This is a genomic window from Halomonas sp. H2 (assembly GCF_050215315.1).
Classification (GTDB): Bacteria; Pseudomonadota; Gammaproteobacteria; order Pseudomonadales; family Halomonadaceae; genus Vreelandella.
This window is the reverse complement of record NZ_CP189760.1, coordinates 116,490-138,254: the sequence shown is the minus strand read 5'-3', so window position 1 is coordinate 138,254 and position 21,765 is coordinate 116,490. Positions and strand designations below refer to the sequence as shown.

Genomic DNA, 21,765 nt, shown 5'->3' with positions numbered 1-21,765 from the left:
GGTCATCTGCCCTGCGAGCTTCGTCAGACACAGACAGCAAGCTCCTAAGTCGGTAGCTCGCCGTCGAAAATCTAGTTCGATAACTCAGTCGTCGATAACACTGTATTCGATAACACTATCTGCAATAACGATCTGCAATAACGCTTTTACGTTTCTATCGTCTCTGCCATTTACCAACCGCATTGCGGCGATGAAACATCAGTTACAACAGAAAAAGGCCGGCAGCGGGATATCCCGCCGCCAGCCGTGGAAGCTTACGCAGCGCGTAAAGCCGTCCGCACAAAAATTACTTGAGCTCGACGGTTGCGCCCGCTTCTTCCAGCTTAGCTTTAGCTGCTTCAGCGTCGTCTTTAGACAGACCTTCTTTGATGGTCGCCGGAGCGCCGTCAACAGCGCCTTTAGCTTCTTTCAAGCCAAGGCCAGTGATCTCACGAACTGCTTTGATCACGTTAACTTTCTTGTCGCCAGCAGCAGTCAGAACCACGTCAAACTCAGTCTGCTCTTCAGCAACTTCGCCGCCAGCAGCCGGGCCAGCCATGACAGCAGCCGCTGCAGATACGCCGAATTTCTCTTCCATTGCTTCGATCAGCTCGACAACTTCCATTACGGACATGTCGGCTACAGCATTGATGATATCGTCTTTAGACAGTGCCATTGTTTCATTCCTAACTTTGCGGGAGTCTCGGTCAGCCGAGAACTCAGGATTCATTGCTCGGTTCAGGTGGCGCTATTCATGAAGCATACAGCCCATGACGTTCACGCCGCCTGCAAGAAACACTGCTTAGGCAGCTTCTGCTTCTTGCTTCTGGTCGCGCAGAGCGGCCAGAGTACGAACCAGCTTGCCAGCGGAGGCTTCTTTCATTACCGACATCAACTTGGCAATTGCCTCGTCGTAAGTCGGCAGGGTTGCCAGACGGTCGATGTCAGCAGCCGGAATCAGCTCACCTTCGTAGGCCAACGCTTTCACTTCGAAGTCTTTGTCCGTTTTGGCAAACTCTTTGAACAGACGAGCAGCAGCGCCCGGATGATCAGTAGAGAAGGCCAACAACGTAGGACCAACGAAGCTATCCTTCAAGCACTCCCACTGAGTGCCCTCGAGAGCGCGGCGAGCCAGCGTATTACGTACAATACGCAGCTCTACACCATTCTCACGCGCTTGCTTGCGCAGTTCGGTCATTTTACCAACCGTAACGCCGCGAGAATCAGCAACTACGACGGAGAGTGCGCCCTTGGCCGCTTCACTGACCTCGGCAACAATCGCTTTCTTGCCTTCAAGTGCTAGTGGCACAGTGATCACTCCTTCGTGCCGGAACCCAAGAAGGTTCCGGTGGTTACCATCTCTTCCCACCCCTGACTGTCAAAACAGCCGCTTTAACAGCAGAGCAAGGCGGGAAGCCTTGGGGATGGTGCTCACCAGAAAGCCGTTTAAGCTTTAACCAACTGGCGGCCACACCATCTGCGCAGGCGCTTATAGGGCAATTAAGCCGCGCCTGGATGTATACACGAAAACGCGTACTTACCAAGCGCGGCACCTGCGGTCTTTGACGATGCCCCGGCGGTGAATATCAACCTGACGGGGGACCGCAAAGTTCTTGCTCAGTTTTTACTTTAGAACTAGCGAATCTATATCTCACAAACATATGTCTCACAAACATATGTCTTGCATGTAAGCAATATTGCCTTACGCAAAAGCAGAGTGATCGATAGTCAGACCTGGGCCCATGGTAGTGGACAGGGTCATTTTCTTAAAGTAAATGCCTTTAGACGCACTCGGCTTGAGGCGCTTAAGGTCAGCAACCAGCGCTTCCAGGTTGCCGTTAATCGCTGCCACGTCAAAATCCACTTTACCTAGGGTCGTGTGGATAATGCCGTTTTTGTCGGTACGGAAACGCACCTGACCGGCTTTAGCATTCTTAACTGCTGTTGCCACATCAGGCGTCACGGTGCCAACTTTCGGGTTAGGCATCAGGCCGCGCGGACCTAGAATCTGGCCCAGCTGACCAACAACGCGCATGGCGTCGGGCGAAGCGATGACGACGTCAAAATCCATTACGCCCTTCTTCACTTGCTCAGCCAGGTCATCCATACCCACGATGTCGGCGCCGGCTTCTTTAGCGGCATCGGCATTGGCACCCTGAGTGAAGACTGCAACGCGTACGTCTTTACCAGTACCGTTAGGCATGACGGTAGCGCCACGTACAACCTGGTCTGATTTACGCGGGTCAACGCCAAGATTGATAGCAACATCAACCGACTCTTTGAATTTAACCGTAGACAGCTCAGAGAGCAGCGCTACCGCTTCTTCGATAGAGTAAGCTTTGCGTGTGTCTACTTTCTCACGAATAATTTTCGCACGCTTAGACAGTTTAGCCATGATCAGAGACCCTCCACGTTTAGGCCCATGCTGCGCGCGCTGCCAGCAATGGTGCGCACTGCGGCATCGAGATCAGCAGCCGTTAAGTCAGGCTCTTTGGTTTTAGCGATCTCTTCAAGCTGCTCACGCGTCACGGTACCGACCTTCTTCTTGTTCGGCTCACCAGAACCGGACTTAATACCAGCCGTTTTTTTCAACAGCACGGCAGCAGGCGGTGTTTTAGTGACGAACGTGAAGCTACGGTCAGAGTAGACAGTAATCACGACCGGCGTTGGCAGACCCGGCTCAATTTCTTGAGTCGCGGCATTGAACGCCTTACAGAATTCCATAATGTTCACGCCGTGCTGACCCAGTGCTGGGCCTACCGGCGGACTTGGATTGGCTTTACCTGCAGCAACCTGCAGTTTGATATAAGCCTGTACTTTCTTGGCCATCGTTTATGCTCCAATTGGGTAGTAACGCCCGAAGGCTCCCCGGTACCAGCGAAGCGGCCACTTGACCGTTTCGCACGAATTAAGTCTTTCCAACTACTTACTTCTTACCACTCACCACTCACTCTTTCTCCACCTGAGAGAACTCTAATTCAACAGGTGTCGAGCGCCCAAAAATCAGCACGCTGACGTGCAGGCGGCTCTTTTCATAATTAACTTCTTCAACGACACCGTTGAAATCGGCAAACGGACCGTCGACAACACGCACCGACTGACCCGGCTCAAACATTGTTTTGGGGCGCGGCTTATCGGTACCGTCTTTAACGCGCGCCAAAATGGCATCTGCTTCGCGTGAGGTAATGGCTGCTGGCTTTTCTTTCGTACCACCAATAAAGCCCATAACACGCGGCGTCTCGTTGACGAGGTGCCATGTTTCGTCGGCCATTTCCATCTCGACTAGAACGTAGCCGGGATAGAATTTACGCTCACTCTTACGACGCTTGCCGTCACGCATTTCAACGACTTCTTCTGTCGGCACCAGAATTTCGCCGAAACGATCTTCCATACCATATATCTTCACACGCTCGATCAACGAGCGCATAACATGTTTTTCAAACCCAGAATAAGCGTGAACGACGTACCAACGTTTGGACATGAAAACTCCTAACCAATGACGCCGGACATCGCCCAGCCAAGAAGAGTGTCGATCAACCACAGCATTAGCCCCACCACCAAAACAGCCACCAGCACAATGGCGGTGGTTTGAATGGTTTCGGCACGGGTCGGCCATACAACGCGCTGAATCTCTTTCTTGGCGCTTCTGGCAAGCTCTACTAAATCACGACCTTTTGTAGTGGTTAGCGCGATCAAACCCGCAATCACACACAACAACACCACGCCAAGAACGCGGTAGAGCAGGCCAATATCGGCGAAATAGGTATTACCAACAACAGCAACGACAAGCAGCGCTACGACCGCCGCCCATTTGAGCCCGTCATGGCGCGTCTGTTGCACCTCGGCGCCATGTTTTACAGAACCAGGCTTCATAAAAACGAGACTCCTAAGGGTACGGCGAACGATAAAAGAATTTTGAAAAAGACATACCAACCTGGGGAAGGTTGGCAGGCCAGGAGGGAATCGAACCCCCAACCTGCGGTTTTGGAGACCGCTGCTCTGCCAATTGAGCTACTGGCCTGTATCGTCATATGCATAAATGCCTTTTCTGACACCTACACAACAGCGGGCGCCATGGTAGCGGAGAAAACCGCTCCTGACAACCCCTTCTTTACGCCCAGACCCTGCAAACCCACACCTGAACGCAGAGACAAAAAAAGCGAGCTTCGCTCGCTTGATCCGCAACTCTCACCTTACAAAATATGGAGCTCATGGACGGAATTGAACCGTCGACCTCACCCTTACCAAGGGTGTGCTCTACCCCTGAGCTACATGAGCTAAACACATCAACTGGAGCGGGCGGCGGGAATCGAACCCGCACCATCAGCTTGGAAGGCTGAGGTTCTACCGTTGAACTACGCCCGCAGAACCTGTCTTAGAATGACAATCCGCTACGCACTGATTTCTAACCTCAACCTACAAACTATAAGTCGACAAGCTATAAATCGTAGACAATGCCCGCTTCCGGCTTTTCATTCAACAGCATCGAATCACATCGCTGCTGCTTAATTCTGGTGGAGAGAGAAGGATTCGAACCTTCGAAGCTTTCGCGGCAGATTTACAGTCTGCTCCCTTTGGCCACTCGGGAATCTCTCCAACGTGGCGGCATATTATGCCAGCCTCCAAAACAGTGTCAAGCGCGATATCTACTTAATTTATCGCAGCTTGCGATGCTAACGCATCTTCTGACCGCCTTGGAACGCGCTGCATTCTGTCAAAGCAGCATAGAGAATGCAAGGCCCGCGCGTATCTTTTCGAGCGAGACGGGATCGGGTACTCGCGGCGCACCTGACATTTTGCCCGCGCGCTCAGCAAAGGTCATCGGAAAGCACGCCTCTAAACCACCGTAGACCATGTCCGGCCACACGGCATGGGGCACCTGCACGCCTCGCGACACCACTCGCGCATCGCCGCCGGTCAGCAGCATTGGCAGCGCCACACCCTCCTGGTCACACACTTCGCAATAAATGCGATTGATGGCGCTAACGGCCGCCATATAGATGCCGTGATTAACCGCGTCAACGGTGCGCCTACCCGGCTCTAAAAGCGTATCGGCTTCGCTGTCCGGGTCGATTGCCACGTTGCGGGTGCCAAGCTTCAAACTCTCCTTCATCAGGCGCAACCCAGGGAGGATGAAGCCGCCAAGGTGGCTGCCGCCCGGCAGCACAAAATCAATAGTGATGGCGCTGCCACAATCTACCGCGCATGACCCGCCTGCTAACTGATAGCCCGCCAGCGCACCCATCCAACGGTCAACGCCTAAACGGCCCGGCTCTTCGTAGCCGTTGATAACGCCAAGCGCCTCCTGGGTGGAGTGCGCCACGTAAACATGGCGCACCCGGCGACGCAGCAAAGCGACCGTCTCTTCCAGCACCGCCGCTCTGGCGACGCTGGAAATACGTACTGCTTCGACCACGTCAAGATCGGGAATATCAGCCCCCGGGCGCCACTCTTCGCGCGTCCATACCGCTCCACGCGAACGTATCTCGCTACTCTCGGCATCCTTTAGCCGCCATTTAGACAGCGTGTTGCCGATATCAAGATCCAGAATCATAAACGCCTACGTACGCTGATCTCACCGCCGGCTAGGCGTCGCGAGTGACCATTTTCAGTAACCCAAAGATTACCACTCTCATCTACTTCCCCGGCGGTAGCGTCGCTGGTCTGCTGGCCTTGAATCACCCGGATAGGCAGGCCCTTATAGGCGTGGCGCTGATTCCAGCCGTCTCGCCAGGCGCCAAAGCCGTCCTGCTCGAAGCCTGCCAGCATGGCCAATAGGCCCGCCACCACCTCTGAGGCCAGCTGATTACGTGAGATCTCCGGCAGCCGCTCGAACAGCGCCGCGACAGGCTGGTCGATGGCTGCCCGCTGGGCATCCGGCAGCCACAGATTCATGCCCATACCAATAACCACTTCACAGGGGCCCGCCGCGTCGCCCGTCACTTCGATCAGAATACCGGCCAGTTTACCCAGCTCATCACTCACCGCATCGCCCTGTTCAGAGAGCAGAATATCATTAGGCCACTTCAGCTTAGGCGCCACGCCATGTTGCTCAAGCACTTGCGACACGACCACCCCAACGGCAAGGCTCAAGCCCTCCAGCACCGCGATACCTGATTCAAAGCGCCAGCCTAACGAGAGCATTAAGCTCTGCCCCCAAGGGGTCGACCAAACCCGCCCACGCCGCCCGCGCCCCGCCGTCTGCAACTCGACCAGGCACACTTCGCCATGCCCCGCGCCTTGCTCAAAACGCTGACGCAGATACTCATTGCTTGAGGGTAACTGATCTTCAATGAATAGCCGGGTAAGGTGATGACGCGCCGGCGCAGGCAACCGCTCGACAATCCTGGCACCTTCAAGCGGCTCCAGCCGCCGCGCTAGTCGGTAGCCACGCCCTTTAACGGCGACCAGCTCGACCCCGAGCGCTTCAAGTTTTTTTAACTGCTTCCACACCGCAGCACGAGAAATACCCAGCGTTTCACCTAGCTGCTCGCCAGAGTGAACCTCGCCATCGCTTAACAAACGCATCAGGTTGCCGATGGTCATGCTCCTGCCCCAATGGGAAAAGCGCTATTCTAGCGGATGAGGGAGCACTCGGAAAACTTTCCTGGGGGCGACTAAGGTCGACATACACGCCAGTAATATCAGCGAAGCCTTTGACATGCTAGAATAGCCGTTGGACGCAAGCCCTGAGCCAAAATGGTCGGCAATTGCCAGCCCTTGCGACCCGCATTTTCCGACCCGTGGACAAACGGGTGTTCACAAGAGTTCTCTCTCAGCATGCAAAACCAGCAAAACTCCAGCGCGGTTAATAACCTGCGCAACGTAGCGATCATTGCCCACGTTGACCATGGCAAAACAACTCTGGTCGACAAACTCCTGAGCCAGTCCGGCACCCTTGACCGTAAAGCAGAAAGTCAAGAGCGCGTCATGGACTCAAGCGATCAGGAAAAAGAGCGTGGCATCACCATTCTGGCCAAAAACACGGCCATTCAATGGCAAGATAGCCAAGGCAACGACTACCACATCAACATTGTGGATACGCCTGGACACGCCGATTTTGGCGGCGAAGTTGAGCGCGTTATGTCGATGGTCGACTCGGTACTACTATTAGTAGACGCCGTCGACGGCCCGATGCCGCAAACTCGCTTTGTGACCCAAAAAGCCTTCGCCCAAGGTCTTCGCCCGATTGTGGTTGTCAATAAAATTGACCGCCCCGGCGCGCGTCCTGACTGGGTTATCGACCAGATTTTTGATCTATTCGACAATCTGGGCGCGTCTGATGAACAGCTCGATTTCCCGATCATCTACTGCTCTGCCCTCAACGGCATTGCCGGTATGGATCCTGAAGAGTTGGCTGACAACATGGACCCCATGTTCCAGGCCATCGTCGATATCGTTGAGCCGCCCAAGGTTGAACTTGACGGCCCCTTCCAGATGCAGATCTCTGCACTGGATTACAACAGCTACGTGGGCGTTATCGGCCTGGGTCGCATCAAGCGTGGCGCGGTGAAACCGAATCAGCAGGTGTCACTCATCGGCGTTGACGGCAATGTACGTAAAGGCAAAATCGGCCAGGTCATGACCCATATGGGCCTGGAGCGCGTGCAAACCAACGAAGCCACCGCTGGCGATATCGTCTGTGTCACCGGTATCGACGATCTAGCGATTTCCGATACGTTATGCGACCCGGCTAACGTTGAAGCGCTACCCCCGCTGTCTGTCGACGAGCCGACGGTTTCGATGACCTTCCAGGTCAACGATTCACCGTTCGCCGGTAAAGATGGCAAGTTTGTGACCAGCCGTAATATCAAGGATCGCCTTGATCAAGAGCTGATTCACAACGTAGCACTGCGCGTTGAACAGGGCGAAACCCCTGAGAAATTCAAGGTTTCCGGCCGTGGCGAGCTACACCTCTCGGTGCTGATCGAAACCATGCGCCGTGAAGGCTTTGAGCTGGCTGTTGGCCGTCCGGAAGTTATCATCAAAGAGATCGACGGTGAGCAGCAGGAGCCCTACGAAGAAGTCATCATCGACTGTGAAGAGCAGCATCAGGGCTCAATCATGGAAGAACTGGGCTACCGTAAAGGCGAGATGACCAACATGCTGCCGGACGGTAAAGGCCGGGTTCGCTTGGACTTCATCATTCCTGCGCGTGGCTTGATCGGTTTCCGTGGCCAGTTTTTGACCCTGACTTCCGGCACCGGCATCCTAACCAGTCGTTTTGATCACTACGGCCCGTTGAAGCCTGACGCCTCTATCGAGCGTCGTAACGGTGTATTGGTATCGATGGTTGACGGTAAAGCCCTTGCCTACGCATTGTATGCGCTGCAAGAGCGCGGCAAGCTGATCATTGATCACGCCACAGAAGTTTACGAAGGCATGCTGATCGGGATCAACAACCGTGCTAACGATATGGTGGTTAACCCCACTAAAGGCAAGAAGCTCGACAACATGCGCTCCACCGGTAACGATGAAAACATCGTATTAACTCCGCCGATTCAGTTCTCCCTGGAACAGGCCATCGAGTTCCTCGACTCCGACGAGCTCGTCGAAGTCACGCCAGTGCATATCCGTCTGCGCAAAAAGCTGCTGAAAGAAACCGAGCGTAAGCGTTTTAGCAAGAAGTAACACGCTCACAGTAGCTGTCTAAAAACCCGCGCTAGCGGGTTTTTTTGTGCCCTCTCGCTGCTGCGCTAACATCAGCGCCCAGCGTTAACCCCTTCGCCAAGACCTTTGCCAAGATAGCGCCCTAAACGCAGCCTAAACGCTAATACGCTGGAAAGGCGCCGCGTTCTATCGCACAGTAACAGCTAATTCAGCACGTCCAAGATATCTTTCTTCTCGCCATCGTTGGCTCAAAATAACCACGACCAACAATCTAATAACAGTTCACAGGCGGCTTGTTAGCCGCCTGTATCGCGTGGAGAGACCATGACATCACTCATTGATGTACAGCGAGTCAATAAAGCTTTTGGCGGTCTACAGGTAATTAACGACTGCTCCATTCAGGTCGAAAAAGGCTCGATCACCGGCATGATTGGCCCCAATGGCGCGGGCAAATCAACCCTGTTCAATCTGATTGCCGGCTCGCTGGCCCCCGACAGCGGTCACGTACTGCTGGATGGCGAGGATATTACCTCGCTCAGCGCTGATCAGCGGTTCCACAAAGGGCTACTGCGCACCTTTCAAATTGCCCACGAGTTCAGCCAGATGAGCGCGCTGGAAAATCTCATGATGGTGCCCCCCAAGCAGGCCGGTGAAGACCTTTTCAGCGCCTGGCTGAAGCCTGGGTTGGTGCAACGGGAGGAGGCCGAGGTGCGCTGCCGTGCGCTGGAAGTGATCGACTTCGTAGGCTTGCACCACGTACGCAACGAGCTTGCGGGTAATTTATCTGGGGGTCAGAAAAAGCTTCTAGAGCTTGGCCGCACCATGATGACCGATGCCAAAGTGGTGCTGCTTGATGAAATCGCCGCCGGGGTAAACCGCACCCTGCTAGGCGATTTGATCGGCAATATTGAGCGCCTCAACCGCGAGATGGGTTACACCTTTTTAGTCATTGAGCACGATATGGAGATGATCGCCCGTCTCTGCGATCCGGTTATCGTGCTGGCTCAAGGCAACGTGATGGTGGAGGGGCATATCAACGACATCCAGAATAACCCTGCTGTCATCGAAGCTTACTTTGGCACCGATGCCGCTTAAGTATGACGCTGTTTCTACCCACCAATAACGACAAAGATGTCGCTGATCAGCGACCTTGCTGAGATCTTTTGCTTATGTCATCAACAACCAGGCCCTTAATTGACGCTCGTGACGTGCACGGCGGCTATGGCGGCATGAATATCCTTAACGGGGTCAACATGACGCTGGAAGCCGACGAGGTCGGGGTTATCGTCGGCCCCAACGGGGCTGGCAAGTCCACCATGCTAAAAGCAGTCTTTGGTCTGCTGCATGTCAACCAAGGCGAGATACTGCTCAACGGCCAGCCGATTCAAAACTTACCCCCCAACCAGCTGGTACAGCGCGGCATGGGCTTTGTGCCCCAGGAGAAAAACGTTTTCCCTAGTCTTTCAGTCCAGGAAAACCTCGAAATGGGCGCGTTTCTAAAGCCGCAAAACGTCAAGCGCATGCTCGCTCAGATCTATGAGTTCTTCCCACCGCTATACGATAAGCGTCGTCAGCCCGCCGGTGAGCTTTCCGGTGGACAGCGCCAGATGGTCGCCATGGGGCGCGCCTTGATGGCCGAGCCAAGCCTGCTATTGCTTGATGAGCCCACCGCGGGGCTATCGCCGCTGTACATGAATGAAATATTTGACCGCGTCAAACAGATCAACGCCGCTGGCGTGGGTATTTTGATGGTGGAACAGAACGCCAAGCAGGCGCTAGCGATCGCCGACAAAGGCTTCGTACTGGCCGCTGGTCAAAACCGCTTTACCGACACGGGGGCTGCGTTACTCGCCGACCCCGAGGTTGCCAAAAGCTTTTTGGGCGGCTAGCCCAGGGGACAATAACGTGAATGAACTGGCTTTTTTTATTAATAATGTGGTGATTTCAGGCAGCGTGAGCGGCTCTATTTATGCCATTGGAGCGATTGGGGTAACGCTGATTTTCAGCATTATGCGCTTTGCCCACTTCGCCCATGCCGACATGATGACCTTTGGCGCCTTTATGGTACTGCTGCTGACCACGCTGTTTCCGGCGGCGGGCGCCAGCATTGGTGTGCCCACAGCGGTGTTAATGCTGCCGCTGGCCATGCTGCTCACCGCAGTCTTAGCGGTGGGGATCGACAAAACCTTTTATAAGCCACTGCGTGCCCATGGCGTTAAACCAATTGTGCTCGTCATCGGCTCCTTAGGCATTACGTTAATTCTTCAGGGGTTAATTCGCCTGTTTTCCGGCACCGGCGGGCAAAGCCTCTATGTCGATGACCGTAAAGAGATTTTTCGTCTTGCCCTGCCCTTTGAAGGCGTTCGCGCGCCGATTGTGATTACCGAGCCGCAAATTTACCTGTTTGTGATTACCATCGTGGCCGTGGTGGCCCTGCACCTATTCCTTAACCGTTCACGGCTGGGTAAAGCGATGCGCGCCATGTCAGATAACCCTGAGCTTGCCCAGGCATCGGGGATCAATACCAATACCATCGTGGCGGTAACCTGGATGATCGCGGGGGCGCTAGCCGCGATTGCCGGCACGCTGCTCTCCCTGGATGTTACCTTCAAGCCCGACTTAAGCTTCTTCCTGCTACTGCCTATTTTTGCCGCCGCCATCGTGGGCGGTGTGGGGCACCCCTATGGGGCGATTGTCGGTGGCTTTGTGGTTGGCTTTGCTGAGACGCTGGCCGTGTTCAACTGGAACGTGCTGCTGCGCCCTTTCCGCGACAGCCTGCCCTCTTGGTTAGAACTACCCTCTAACCTCGCCTTCGTGGGCACCGAGTACAAAATTGTGGTGCCATTTTTCATTCTGGTAGCCATTCTGGTGTGGCGTCCCACCGGACTGTTTAAGGGCAAGGTGATCTAATGAGCAACTCAGAAAATACGCGCGACCCTGCCTATACGCCCAAAGACGCTACGCAAGCAGGCCGATTTCCGCTTCGTGAACTGATCTTATTTGGCCTGCTGCTCGGCGCAATATTGGCGGTTTATGCCTTCATGGGCGCCGCCTACAGCACGCGCATGCTCGTTGAGGCCGCGTGCTACGCTATTCTGGCGCTGGGGTTAACCATTCAGTGGGGCTACGCCGGGCAGTTTAATGCGGGGGTGATGGGCTTTGTCGCGCTGGGTGGTTTCAGCGCGATGTTTTTCAGCGTACCTATTAACGATGCCTTTTGGGGCACCGCGCTACCCGGCGAATTAGGCCGTGTGCTGCTATATGGCCTAGCGTCTCTATTACTGATCATCGCGGTCAGCAAACTGGATCGGCTGGGAGTTCCCAAGCCCTTGCGCACGCTCCTCGTGGTGGTGCTGGGTGCCGTGCTGTACCTGGCGGTGATTAGCCAATTACGGGAAGTGACTGATGCGATTGAGAGCCAGGCAGGTTTTGTCGGTGGGCTAGGCTTGCCGCCTTGGACGGGCTGGATTGTCGGGGGCGCCTTGGCAGGAGGCGTTGGCTACTTTATTGGCCATATCTGTCTGGGCTTACGTAGCGACTACCTGGCCATTGCCACCCTAGGTATCGCCGAGATCATCAAGGCGTTTTTGAAAAACTCCGACTGGCTCACCCGCGGGACCGCCACGGTATCGCCGTTACCCTGGCCTACTCCGGGGCCCGCCGAGCTGGGCTTCACCCTTTCACGTGCCATCTATCTTTCGTTTACCGCGGTGATCATTGCGGTGATCTTCTTGCTGCTCAACCGTGCCTATAACGCCCCCTGGGGGCGGATGATTCGGGCGATTCGCGATAACGAAGTTTCCGCTGCCGCGATGGGTAAAGACATCAACAGACGGCGCCTGGAGATCTTCGTCCTCGGCTGCATTTTGATGGGCTTGGGGGGCGGTATATTAGGCACCTTCAATAGCCTTTTCGACCCACAAGGCTACCTGCCGCTCAACCATACCTTCCTGGTGCTGGTGATGGTGATTCTGGGCGGGCCGGGCAATAACCTGGGCACCATTTTTGGCGCTGTGGCGGTGTACATCATCTGGATTATGTCTGAACCCCTGGCGCTGTTCTTAATGCAGTTAGCGGTGGCGTTTGGCGAAGGCACTTTCGGTTGGGACGCCCCAAGCAATATGGATAGCCGCGCCCTGCAGGCTCGTGTGCTGGTCATCGGCCTACTGATCACCATGGTGCTGCGCTTTGCACCCAAAGGGCTGCTACCCGAGAAGATCAAAAGCCACAGCTGATGCTCTCAACTGCTGGCCCAAAACAGATGCCCGGCTGATATCCAGCCGGGCATCTGTTTTAACGCTTAGCGTGTAGTTTAAAGATCAACCTGACCTTTGCCGGTAAAGGTGCCGTCTTCGACAACCATTTCGACGACGACGCCGGGTACGTCACCGTTATCATCAAACTCGTGCGAGCCCGAAGCGCCTTCGTAGTTGATCTCGGTGCCAGCGGCAATTAGCTCAACCGCCTTTTCCCACTCACCGGGCAGAACCACCTCGCCGGGGGCGCTAGAGACACTGCGCAGCGCGTCTGAAAGACCTTCGCGGCCAGCATTACCGTTCTGCTCAACCGCCAACGCGATCAGGAAAGCGGCGTCATAGGCCTGGGCAGCAAACACCGCACTCGGGTCTAGCTCCGCAGCTTCGGCAGCTTCAATAAACAGATCGGTGCCGGGCAGGTCAGGGCTGCCGGGGCGGGTAGCGATCATGCCATCCAACACGTCCGCGCCAATGGCCTCAATAAGGCTATCGCCGACCATACCGTCTGCGCCTACGTACTGGGTAAACATGCCGCTTTCATAGGCTTGACGCAGCACCGTTTGACCTGATGTATCAGCGTAAGCCAGCACCACCAGCGTATCAACGCCACTCACTGAAAGTGAGCCTAGCTCAGAGCGATAATCGGCGCGGTTATCTTCGTGGGCGAGGTTCTCGGCGATCTCACCACCGCCAGCTTCAAAAGCAGTGCTAAAGGCGTCAGAAAGGCCCTGACCGTAATCGTTATTGACGTAGGTGACCACCACTGCATCGATGCCTTTTTCGAGCAGTAACTTAGCCAGCATTTCCCCTTGGAAGGCGTCTGACGGTACGGTACGGAAAACCAGATCGTTATCTTCCAACTCGGACACCGCAGGCGCGGTCGAAGCGGGCGAGACCATTAATACGCTGCCAGGAATGGCTGCGTTGTTAGCCGCTGCAATCGTCGCACCGGTACACAGCGCACCCACTATCGCCGTGACATTTTCAGAGTTGACCATGCGGTCGGCGGCGTTTGAGGCAGCCGAGGCATCGGAGCAGGTGGTATCGCCAGAGGGCATCACTAGCGTTTGGCCATCTAAAATCCCGCCCTGCTCATTGATCTGCTCAACGGCTAGCTGCGCCCCTGCAAAGATAGGTGGCGTTAAACTTTCAATTCCCCCGGTAAAGCCGCCCAAGAAGCCAACTTTGACCTCTGCCTGGGCTAACCCGGTCATTGCCAGGGTTGAGGCCGCCACAGCGGTGGCTAATGCGCACTTATTGATCATGTTATTTGTCGCTCCCAGTGAGATAAAGATGTGTACATTTTTTATGTGTGCCTCAGCGCTCAATCGTTAAGGCTGCTATTAATCTGGAACTGGAACGCCAAAAACACAAGCATCGGTTTCTAGGGAGCCTCTGATTAACGTAATGAGCGAAGACCAGACAAGGCAAAAATCAACGAAAAAGCGGAGTTTACGGGTTGTAAATGAGCATTTTGAGGCGGTTTTTAACGCCGTATGGTCGAGCGTAATAGTTAATCAGAAGTTTCCTAACGCTCGTCGTCTTCCTCAAGATATTGCCTGCGCTCAGCGAGTTGTTTCTGAGCGCGTTTACGTCGATAAAGCCGCACTAGTGCAATCGTTAACGCCGTGACCAGCATGGCGGCCAACACCACACCTTGCCAGGGGCGCGCGGCGTTGCCCATAACCGTTTCCAAGGTAATAATCAGTATTAAGCCAATCGCTTGGGAGCCGATCGCTAGTGCGCGCAGCTTATCGAAAGCGGGTGGGGGCATAACGTCTCCGTAATTTTCAGCTCGCATGATATGGTCTGCCAGTGTACCTGCTTCACAGCATGGTTAACGGGAAACCTGAATTAAAAAACCTGAACTGGAACGCCATGAACGCCATTGCTCTCGGCCCGCTACTTATTTCGCTGCCCCGCCTTTACGCCGTTGGCTGCGCGTTGCTGCTACTGCTCTGCGCGTGGTTTTTATTAGGGCTGCCGCGCTCAACTCAACAGCGCTGGTTTACCGGGCTGATTATTGTTTGGTTAGTCGGCGCTCGGGCGGGCCATATTCTGCTCAACCAGGAAAGCTATAGCGCCGCCCCGCTGGAAGCGCTCAAGGTCTGGCAACCCGGCTACCACGGCCTATGGGGAATGGCCGCAGGCTTGATATGGACAGCCTGGACGCTGCGCGCACGACTGTTAGCCATGGGGGGCGCTATGGCGCTGCTAATAGCCGCCTCCAGCCTGTGGCTAGTGCTGGTCACCCTGGCCCCGCTGGGCAATGACTTTGCGGTTGATGCTCTGCCAGACGTCACCCTTGAGGATATAGAGGGCAATCAGGTACCTCTGCCGTCGTTAACTGAAAACAGCGACCTGATTATCGTCAACCTTTGGGCCACCTGGTGCCCGCCCTGCCTGCGCGAAATGCCGCTGCTGGAAGAAGCCGCTCAGCGCGATGGCGTCAGCGTCGTGGTTGCCAACCAGGGAGAAGACCTGCTGCCCATGGTGCGCTATTTGGATGAACAGCAGCTTGAATTTCGCTATGCCCTGCGCGACCCCAGTCAGCAGCTGATGGCGCTTTTTCAAGCCCCGGGACTGCCCACCACGGTGCTGTTTGACGGCCAGGGCAATACCCTGGATGTCCACGTTGGCGAGCTTACCCGCGCCCATCTGGATCGCTGGTTACAAGATTGATGCCGATACACCTTAATCCCCCCGCTGCTTTGCGTTAGAATCCCCCGCCCTGTTGCCGTCGGCGCTCCCCGCCGCCGGCAGTCGACCCGTTTTGCAGACTCCTCCGAGGCATCATGAGCGATTTTTCTCCCGGCCAACGCTGGATTAGCGACGGCGAAGCTGAGCTTGGGCTCGGCACCGTGCTTAACTGCGACGCCCGTAGCGTTACCATCTTGTTCAGTGCCAGCCAGGAAACCCGTACCTACAATACCCGCCAGGCCCCGCTCACCCGCGTTATGTTCGGCAGCGGCGACCGCGTGCTGTCCGCCGACGGCTGGCAGATGGTGGTCGATGACAGCAAAGAGTCCGACGGCCTGATCACCTATATCGGTGACGATAAGGAAGGCAATCTACGCGAACTGCCCGAGGCTAAACTCGCCGATACCATGCAGTTCGACCAGGCACGCGACCGCCTGTTGACCGGCCAGGTGGATCGCAACGACTGGTTTGATTTGCGTTTTCGCACCCTGCACCACTATCAGCGTATTGAGCAGCACAGCGCGCTGGGCTTTTCCGGGCCGCGCATCGACCTGATTCCTCACCAGCTCTACATCGCCAATGAAGTCGCCAACCGCCATGCGCCCCGCGTACTGCTAGCGGATGAAGTCGGCCTGGGCAAAACCATCGAGGCTGGCCTGATTTTGCACCGCCTGCTGCTCAATGGCCGCGTTGACCGGGCGCTGATTCTGGTACCCGACAGCCTCACCCACCAGTGGCTAGTCGAGCTGCTGCGGCGCTTCTCGCTCAATGTTTCGCTGCTGGATGAAACCCAGAGCCAAGCTCACGGCAGCGAAAATCCGTTTGAGAGCGCTCAGCTGGTGTTAGCCAGCCAGGGCTGGCTGTTTGCCAACCCGCAACGTCAGGAACAGGCGCTGGCTAGCCAGTTCGACCTGCTGATTGTCGATGAGGCGCACCACCTCGACTGGAGCGAAGAGGGCAGCGGCCCCGGTTATCGCTGTGTCGAGCAGCTCTCGGCAGTGATTCCCGGCCTGCTGCTGCTTACCGCCACCCCCGAACAGATGGGCATCAACAGCCACTTTGCCCGCCTGCGGCTGTTGGATGGTGAGCGCTACCACGACCTGGAGCGCTTTAAAGCCGAAGAGAGCCACTACAGCGAAGTGGCCCGCGCTATCGATGCTCTCGAGGCACTGCCCGGCGATCCTGACGCCAGCGCCCACGTTTCCGCCATCGCCGATGACCGCGACAGCCAAGCGCTGCTGGCCACCTTATGCAACCCCGAGGCCAGCAAACAGCAGCAGGACGCTGCACGCGCCCAACTGAGTGAAGCACTGCTTGACCGCCACGGCACCGGGCGAGTGATGTTCCGCAACAGCCGGCGCCACGTCGGCGGCTTCCCCGAGCGGCGCTTAAATTTAGCCCCGCTGGCGCTGCCTTCGGCCTACCGCCGGGTAGTGCGTCGCCTGGAGCGCGACGATGACTACCTCGACGAGCTGCTGATCGAGACCGGCATGGACCACCCCGATGTGTTGATCTACCCCGATGCGGCCTACCGCGAGCTCAGCAATGATCCACTCAACGGCGAGGACTGGTGGCACATCGACCCGAGGGTTAACTGGCTGCTGGAAAAGCTCAGCGACGACAGCGAGGGTGGCTTTGCCAACGAAAAAGTGCTGGTGATTGCCCACCACCGCGAAACTGCCGAAGGCCTTGCTGAAGGGCTGCGGGTACTAGGCGGCTACCATGCGCCGGTATTCCACGAAGACCTCTCGCTAATCGAGCGTGACCGCGCGGCGGCGGCCTTTGCCGATGAAGATGAGGGCGTACAGGTTCTGGTGTGCTCGGAAATTGGCTCGGAGGGGCGCAACTTCCAGTTCTGCCGCCACCTAGTCATGTTCGATATGCCTCAGCACCCGGATCAGCTCGAACAGCGCATCGGCCGCCTGGATCGTATCGGCCAACGCCACGCTATTGAGCTGCATATTCCCACCTTTGAAGGCAGCCCCGGCGAGCGCCTGCTGCGCTGGTACCACGAAGGCATGGACGCGTTCAGCGCCCCCCATGGAGTCGGCAACGACCTGTTCGACGCCTTTGGCGACGCGCTCGCGGATGCCCTACTGGATGATGAAGCGCTTGACGAGATCATCGCCGAAACCCGCTCGATGTTTAGCGCCAAGCAGGCGGAGCACGATGCGGGCCGTAACCGGCTGCTGGAGCTGAACGCCTGCCGCCCCGCCCGCGCACAAAAAGTGATCGACGCCGTTCGCGAACTCGATGAAGACGCCGCCTTGCCGCGCTACCTTGAACGGGCGCTGGATATTTTTGGGGTAGACAGTCAGGAGATCAGTAAAGGGCTCATGCACCTGCAGCCCAGCCAACATATGCAGGATGGCTTGCCTGGCCTGGTCAAAGGCGAAGAGGGCTTTACCGCCACCTACAGCCGCTCCCAGGCGTTAGCCCGGGACGATGTCCAGCGGCTTTCCTGGGAGCATCCACTACTGCGCGAGATGATGGGCCGCGTGCTGGATGGCACCATGGGCAACTCGTCGCTGGCTCTACTGCGCCACGACGCCATTCCCAGCGGCCGATTGATGGCCGAGCTGGTGTTCCGCACTCACTGCCCGGCGCCCAAGAAGCTGCACCTTAATCGCTTCCTGCCGCCCACCGCCGTGCGTTTGCTGCTGGATGAATCAGGCGCCAACCTGACCAGCAAAATCTCCTTCACCGGCCTGGGCAAAAACCTCCAGAAGGTCAATAAATCGCTGGCCCGGGATTTGATCAAAAGCCGCCACGACCAGCTGCGCGAGCTGCTTTCTCAGGGGGAAGGTGAGGCCGAGCGCCAGCTGCCCAGCATCGTCGAAAATGCCGAAGCGCGTATGCGCGCCCAGCTGGACGCTGAGATTGCTCGCTTAACCGCGCTGGCGGAGCACAACCCAGCGGTACGCAGCGCTGAAATCGACGCGTTGAAAGATGAGCGCAAGGCACTCAGCGAAGCGATTGAGAACACCCGCCTGCGACTTGATTCAGTGCGGGTGATTATCACCGTTGATGCTGACCGCTAAGCGCTAAACTAGCGTTACCTAAAGAATGGCCTCAAGCGCCTTGTCCAGGGTGGGGTATTGAAAGCTAAACCCTGCGGCTTCAAGGCGCGCGGGGCGCATATCCGCCCCGGCCAGCAGTAGCCGCGACATCTCCCCGAGCCCCGCTTTTAGTACACAAGCGGGCACCGGAAAAATAGCCGGACGATTGAGCTGCTTGGCTAGAACTCGGGTAAACGTGGCATTCGTCACCGGATGCGGCGCACTGCCGTTAAAAGCACCGCTCAAGCTCTCTTGATTGACCAGAAACAGGATTGCCGCGACTAAGTCGTCGCGGTGAATCCACGGCATAAACTGCTCACCGCTGCCAAAGCGACCGCCTAACCCCCACTTAAACGGCGGCAGCATCTTTTGCAGGCTGCCGCCTCCCGCTTCCAATACCAAACCCGTACGCAAAATCGCCAAACGCACCCCCAGTGCCTCAATGGGTTGCGCAACCGCCTCCCATTGTTGGCATAACCGGTGTGCAAACTCCTCATTAGGCATTGTCTCTTCGCTGACCACGCGCTTGCCCTGATCGCCGTAATAGCCCATCGCTGACCCCGACACCATCACTTTCGGCAGCGGTTGGCCGTTGGCTTTAAGCTGCTTGCAAAGTGCTACCAGCTGTTCGGTCGCCGCCACCCGGGAGTTTATCAGCTTGGCTTTCTGCCCATCGCTCCAGCGCTTGGCAGCAATCGGCTCACCGGCGAGGTTAATCAACGCGTCCGGTGGCGATTCAATAAACGCCTGGGCGCTATCGCGAATGTCACAACTGCTCGGCAAGCGATCCCGCACTTGGTGCGGCGAGCGAGAGACCACTTGCACCTCGTGGCCCTGCTCGCTCAATAGCTGGCAAAGCCGCTGGCCGACAAAGCCACTGCCTCCGGTTACCAATGTGCGCATGATGGTGCTCCTGTGGGTAGAATCGCTGGAGGCCTTAATGGCTACCAGCCGTTGGCACGGGCAGCTCAATCAAATCAGACCGGGCTGCGTTGAGGATGCCTGGCTATCCGGCCAGCGTTTAGCAGTGACACCAATAGCCCGGAGGGTTCAATCAGCGTGGGCCTTTAATGATTAAGAAGGATTCTTATAAAGGTTGTACCGGGTAGCGACAAGTTGTACAAATGAGAATACAGTATCGTACTAGGTTTTGTACGAAAAGTGATATCTGCTAAGTTTTCCCATGCAATAGCTGCATAGGGAGAAAATGATGGTTGGCCGGTACGAGATATCCAATGAGAACTGGGCACAGATTACAGATATTGTGTCGCCAACTCAGGTAATGGGCAGGCCACGGCGGGATGACCGGCAGGTTCTCAATGGCATTTTCTGGGTTCTCTGTTCTGGTGCCAAGTGGCGAGATCTACCCGAGCGATATGGTCCCTGGTCAACCGCCTATGAGCGCTTTCGAAAATGGCGAGATGATGGCACGTTTGAAGCCATTCTTTCCCGCTTACAGCTCAGGCTACGTGAAGATGGACTGATGGACCTGGATACATGGATGATTGATTCGACCTCTATACGCTCCACCCGTGCTGCCGCAGGAGGCGGCAAAAAGGGGGCTCTGAAGAACCCTTAGATCACGCCTTGGGGCGTAGTCGTGGAGGCTTAACTACCAAAATTCATTTGGTTTGCGATCGTCACGGCTGGCCACTGGCGTTCACGCTGTCTCCTGGCCAAGAGGCAGACTCTCGGCACTTTATTTCGACATTAGAGAAGATTTACCTGCCTGGTAACGCTGGGCGACCACGTAAACGTAGTCGCTATATGGTGGCTGACAAAGGATATGACAGCGATGAGTTGCGCCATTATTGCGACAGGCACGGCATGAAACCGGTAATAGCGCAGCGCAACATGCATCGAAGAATACGGCCAGGTCTACCTAGACGGTTTGATAAGCCTAAATACCGGCAACGAAATGCAGTAGAGCGCTGTTTTAGTTGGCTGAAGGAGTCACGCCGTATCGCCACACGCTACGATAAGTTAGCAAGCAGCTTTAGAGCGATGGTATGCGTGGCGTGCATAGGCCTCTGCTTGCGAGCCGACTTTTCGTACAGAACCTAATATTTAGTTTTTAAATCAGGCAACCTTTAAATGGAACATGAATCACCTTCGCCGCGGCGAACAATAATAGGCCCCTGCAGCGCCACGCTGCCGTTAACGAAGAGGTACTGGCGCCCATGAGTCTTAAGGCGACCCACCCACCCGATACCCCGCTTTACCCGATCCGTGAAGTTTCCCGCTTAACAGGCATCAATTCGGTCACGCTTCGCGCCTGGGAGCGACGCTACGGGCTAATTCGCCCCCAGCGCACGCCGAAAGGCCATCGTTTATATGCCCAGGACGACATCACTCGCATCGAACGCATTTTACAGTGGCTCAATCGTGGTGTGCCGGTCAGTCAAGTCGTCGACTTGCTTGACCAGCCAGAAACAATTGAGACCCCGACGCCTGATGCGGGTGACTGGGCGAGTCAGCGGCAGCAGCTGCAAGCCATCATCGAAGCATTAGACCTACCCAAGCTAGAGGCGTTTTATCACCAGAGCCTGGCGATCTACCCGCTGAGCATTGCTATTAACGAGCTGTGGCAGCCGGTCATTTTAAGCTTAGAGGCTAAGTGGGCAATCCAGCCGGAGCCATTAGTACGCCGCACATTGGAAGCGTTTTTGCGCAGCCAAGTGGGTATCCGCTTGCACTATGCCAACCAAACTACTCGTGGCCCGTTGATTCTGCTCAATGCGATGCCCGACGACCCCGGCCCGCTGTGGGTGTTGATGTCGGCGCTGATGGCCAGCGAGCAGGGCTATCGCGTGCAGATGCTTGATCACTCACTACCGCTAGAGGATCTGCCTCAGGCAGTCGCGCGGCTACACTCATCGATGGTGCTGCTCTCAAGCGGTCAGCGGGAGAGCGATAGCTATATCCATCAAGCGCTGCCCAAGGCCGCAGAGACGCTTAACGTACCCATCGGCGTATGTGGTGAAGTGGCTCGTCTACGCGAAGCCGACCTGCGCGGCGGCCCGGTGCACATGCTCGGCGACGACTTGCCCCAGGCGATCGCTCGTTTACGCCCACTATTACGCGAGTCTGGCGTACTCTAACCCGCAAGGTTTTCAGCATGGCCGTTCGCCCTCCGGTGACCGGCCTTTTTTTGTGCCGCA

Annotated in this window: 20 protein-coding genes and 4 tRNA genes; 9 read left to right on the top strand and 15 right to left on the bottom strand. The window is 56.2% G+C overall.

Translation table 11 applies throughout. The features are described from left to right. Positions 1-286 precede the first annotated feature (286 nt). From rplL to ACQE2I_RS00570, 12 genes are all read right to left on the bottom strand, one after another. The gene (gene rplL, locus ACQE2I_RS00625; protein ID WP_008959176.1) at positions 287-655 is read right to left on the bottom strand and encodes a 50S ribosomal protein L7/L12; all 369 of its coding nucleotides are present in this window, start codon (positions 653-655) and stop codon (positions 287-289) included. A 126-nt stretch (positions 656-781) separates the two neighbouring features. Further along, positions 782-1,288, bottom strand: coding sequence for a 50S ribosomal protein L10 (rplJ, locus tag ACQE2I_RS00620; protein WP_427029584.1), 507 nt, complete (start codon positions 1,286-1,288; stop codon positions 782-784). A 393-nt stretch (positions 1,289-1,681) separates the two neighbouring features. After that, positions 1,682-2,374, bottom strand: coding sequence for a 50S ribosomal protein L1 (gene rplA, locus ACQE2I_RS00615; RefSeq protein WP_427029583.1), 693 nt, complete (start codon positions 2,372-2,374; stop codon positions 1,682-1,684). Between the two features lie 2 nt (positions 2,375-2,376). Next, entirely contained in the window at positions 2,377-2,808 is a 432-nt protein-coding gene (gene rplK / locus ACQE2I_RS00610) for a 50S ribosomal protein L11 (RefSeq protein ID WP_427029582.1), read from the bottom strand. Between the two features lie 118 nt (positions 2,809-2,926). Further along, the gene (nusG, locus tag ACQE2I_RS00605) at positions 2,927-3,460 is read right to left on the bottom strand and encodes a transcription termination/antitermination protein NusG (protein WP_427029581.1); all 534 of its coding nucleotides are present in this window, start codon (positions 3,458-3,460) and stop codon (positions 2,927-2,929) included. A gap of 8 nt (positions 3,461-3,468) precedes the next feature. Continuing rightward, a complete protein-coding gene (secE, locus tag ACQE2I_RS00600) occupies positions 3,469-3,852 on the bottom strand; it encodes a preprotein translocase subunit SecE (protein ID WP_427029579.1) in 384 nt (127 codons plus the stop codon). A gap of 72 nt (positions 3,853-3,924) precedes the next feature. Then, a tRNA-Trp gene (locus tag ACQE2I_RS00595) sits at positions 3,925-4,000 on the bottom strand. Positions 4,001-4,182: 182 nt separating this feature from the next. Next, positions 4,183-4,257 (bottom strand) — tRNA-Thr (locus ACQE2I_RS00590). Between the two features lie 13 nt (positions 4,258-4,270). After that, positions 4,271-4,344: transfer RNA gene (locus ACQE2I_RS00585), tRNA-Gly, on the bottom strand. A 147-nt stretch (positions 4,345-4,491) separates the two neighbouring features. Beyond that, a tRNA-Tyr gene (locus ACQE2I_RS00580) sits at positions 4,492-4,575 on the bottom strand. Between the two features lie 118 nt (positions 4,576-4,693). Next, positions 4,694-5,533 carry a type III pantothenate kinase gene (locus tag ACQE2I_RS00575; protein ID WP_427029578.1) on the bottom strand — a complete coding sequence of 280 codons (840 nt, stop codon included), beginning with the start codon at positions 5,531-5,533 and terminating at the stop codon, positions 4,694-4,696. After that, positions 5,530-6,525, bottom strand: coding sequence for a biotin--[acetyl-CoA-carboxylase] ligase (locus ACQE2I_RS00570; RefSeq protein WP_427029577.1), 996 nt, complete (start codon positions 6,523-6,525; stop codon positions 5,530-5,532). Before ACQE2I_RS00570 ends, ACQE2I_RS00575 begins: the two co-directional genes overlap by 4 nt. A 234-nt stretch (positions 6,526-6,759) precedes the next feature. On the opposite strand from ACQE2I_RS00570, the gene typA reads away from it, so the two are divergent. The 5 genes from typA to ACQE2I_RS00545 all read left to right on the top strand — a co-directional run bounded on the left by typA (position 6,760) and on the right by ACQE2I_RS00545 (position 12,824). Continuing rightward, the gene (typA, locus tag ACQE2I_RS00565) at positions 6,760-8,610 is read left to right on the top strand and encodes a translational GTPase TypA (protein WP_427029576.1); all 1,851 of its coding nucleotides are present in this window, start codon (positions 6,760-6,762) and stop codon (positions 8,608-8,610) included. Between the two features lie 303 nt (positions 8,611-8,913). Then, complete coding sequence (locus ACQE2I_RS00560; RefSeq protein WP_427029575.1) at positions 8,914-9,684, top strand: ABC transporter ATP-binding protein; 771 nt, start codon at positions 8,914-8,916, stop codon at positions 9,682-9,684. A gap of 74 nt (positions 9,685-9,758) precedes the next feature. Continuing rightward, entirely contained in the window at positions 9,759-10,478 is a 720-nt protein-coding gene (locus ACQE2I_RS00555) for an ABC transporter ATP-binding protein (RefSeq protein ID WP_427029574.1), read from the top strand. A 16-nt stretch (positions 10,479-10,494) separates the two neighbouring features. Then, the gene (locus ACQE2I_RS00550; RefSeq protein ID WP_427029573.1) at positions 10,495-11,499 is read left to right on the top strand and encodes a branched-chain amino acid ABC transporter permease; all 1,005 of its coding nucleotides are present in this window, start codon (positions 10,495-10,497) and stop codon (positions 11,497-11,499) included. Then, complete coding sequence (locus tag ACQE2I_RS00545) at positions 11,499-12,824, top strand: branched-chain amino acid ABC transporter permease (protein WP_427029572.1); 1,326 nt, start codon at positions 11,499-11,501, stop codon at positions 12,822-12,824. Before ACQE2I_RS00550 ends, ACQE2I_RS00545 begins: the two co-directional genes overlap by 1 nt. A 77-nt stretch (positions 12,825-12,901) precedes the next feature. Here the strand turns inward: ACQE2I_RS00545 and ACQE2I_RS00540 are convergent, their stop codons facing one another. Further along, positions 12,902-14,110, bottom strand: a complete 1,209-nt coding sequence (locus tag ACQE2I_RS00540) for an ABC transporter substrate-binding protein (protein WP_427029571.1) — start codon at positions 14,108-14,110, stop codon at positions 12,902-12,904. A gap of 263 nt (positions 14,111-14,373) precedes the next feature. Next, on the bottom strand, positions 14,374-14,619 hold the full coding sequence (locus ACQE2I_RS00535; protein WP_427029570.1) for a hypothetical protein: 246 nt from the start codon (positions 14,617-14,619) through the stop codon (positions 14,374-14,376). A gap of 104 nt (positions 14,620-14,723) precedes the next feature. Here ACQE2I_RS00535 and ACQE2I_RS00530 point away from each other — a divergent pair, with 104 nt between their 5' ends. Continuing rightward, complete coding sequence (locus ACQE2I_RS00530) at positions 14,724-15,527, top strand: redoxin family protein (protein ID WP_427029569.1); 804 nt, start codon at positions 14,724-14,726, stop codon at positions 15,525-15,527. A 113-nt stretch (positions 15,528-15,640) separates the two neighbouring features. Further along, on the top strand, positions 15,641-18,586 hold the full coding sequence (gene rapA, locus ACQE2I_RS00525) for an RNA polymerase-associated protein RapA (RefSeq protein WP_427029568.1): 2,946 nt from the start codon (positions 15,641-15,643) through the stop codon (positions 18,584-18,586). Positions 18,587-18,604: 18 nt separating this feature from the next. Here the strand turns inward: rapA and ACQE2I_RS00520 are convergent, their stop codons facing one another. Beyond that, complete coding sequence (locus ACQE2I_RS00520; protein WP_427029567.1) at positions 18,605-19,507, bottom strand: TIGR01777 family oxidoreductase; 903 nt, start codon at positions 19,505-19,507, stop codon at positions 18,605-18,607. 307 nt (positions 19,508-19,814) lie between these two features. Here ACQE2I_RS00520 and ACQE2I_RS00515 point away from each other — a divergent pair. Further along, positions 19,815-20,668, top strand: a protein-coding gene (locus tag ACQE2I_RS00515) for an IS5 family transposase (RefSeq protein ID WP_172118838.1) whose coding sequence is annotated in 2 segments (ribosomal slippage) — positions 19,815-20,157 and positions 20,157-20,668 — 855 coding nt in all. Because the reading frame shifts where the segments join, the coding sequence is not laid out codon by codon here. A gap of 116 nt (positions 20,669-20,784) precedes the next feature. After that, positions 20,785-21,705, top strand: coding sequence for a MerR family transcriptional regulator (locus tag ACQE2I_RS00510; protein WP_427029566.1), 921 nt, complete (start codon positions 20,785-20,787; stop codon positions 21,703-21,705). Positions 21,706-21,765 lie beyond the last annotated feature (60 nt).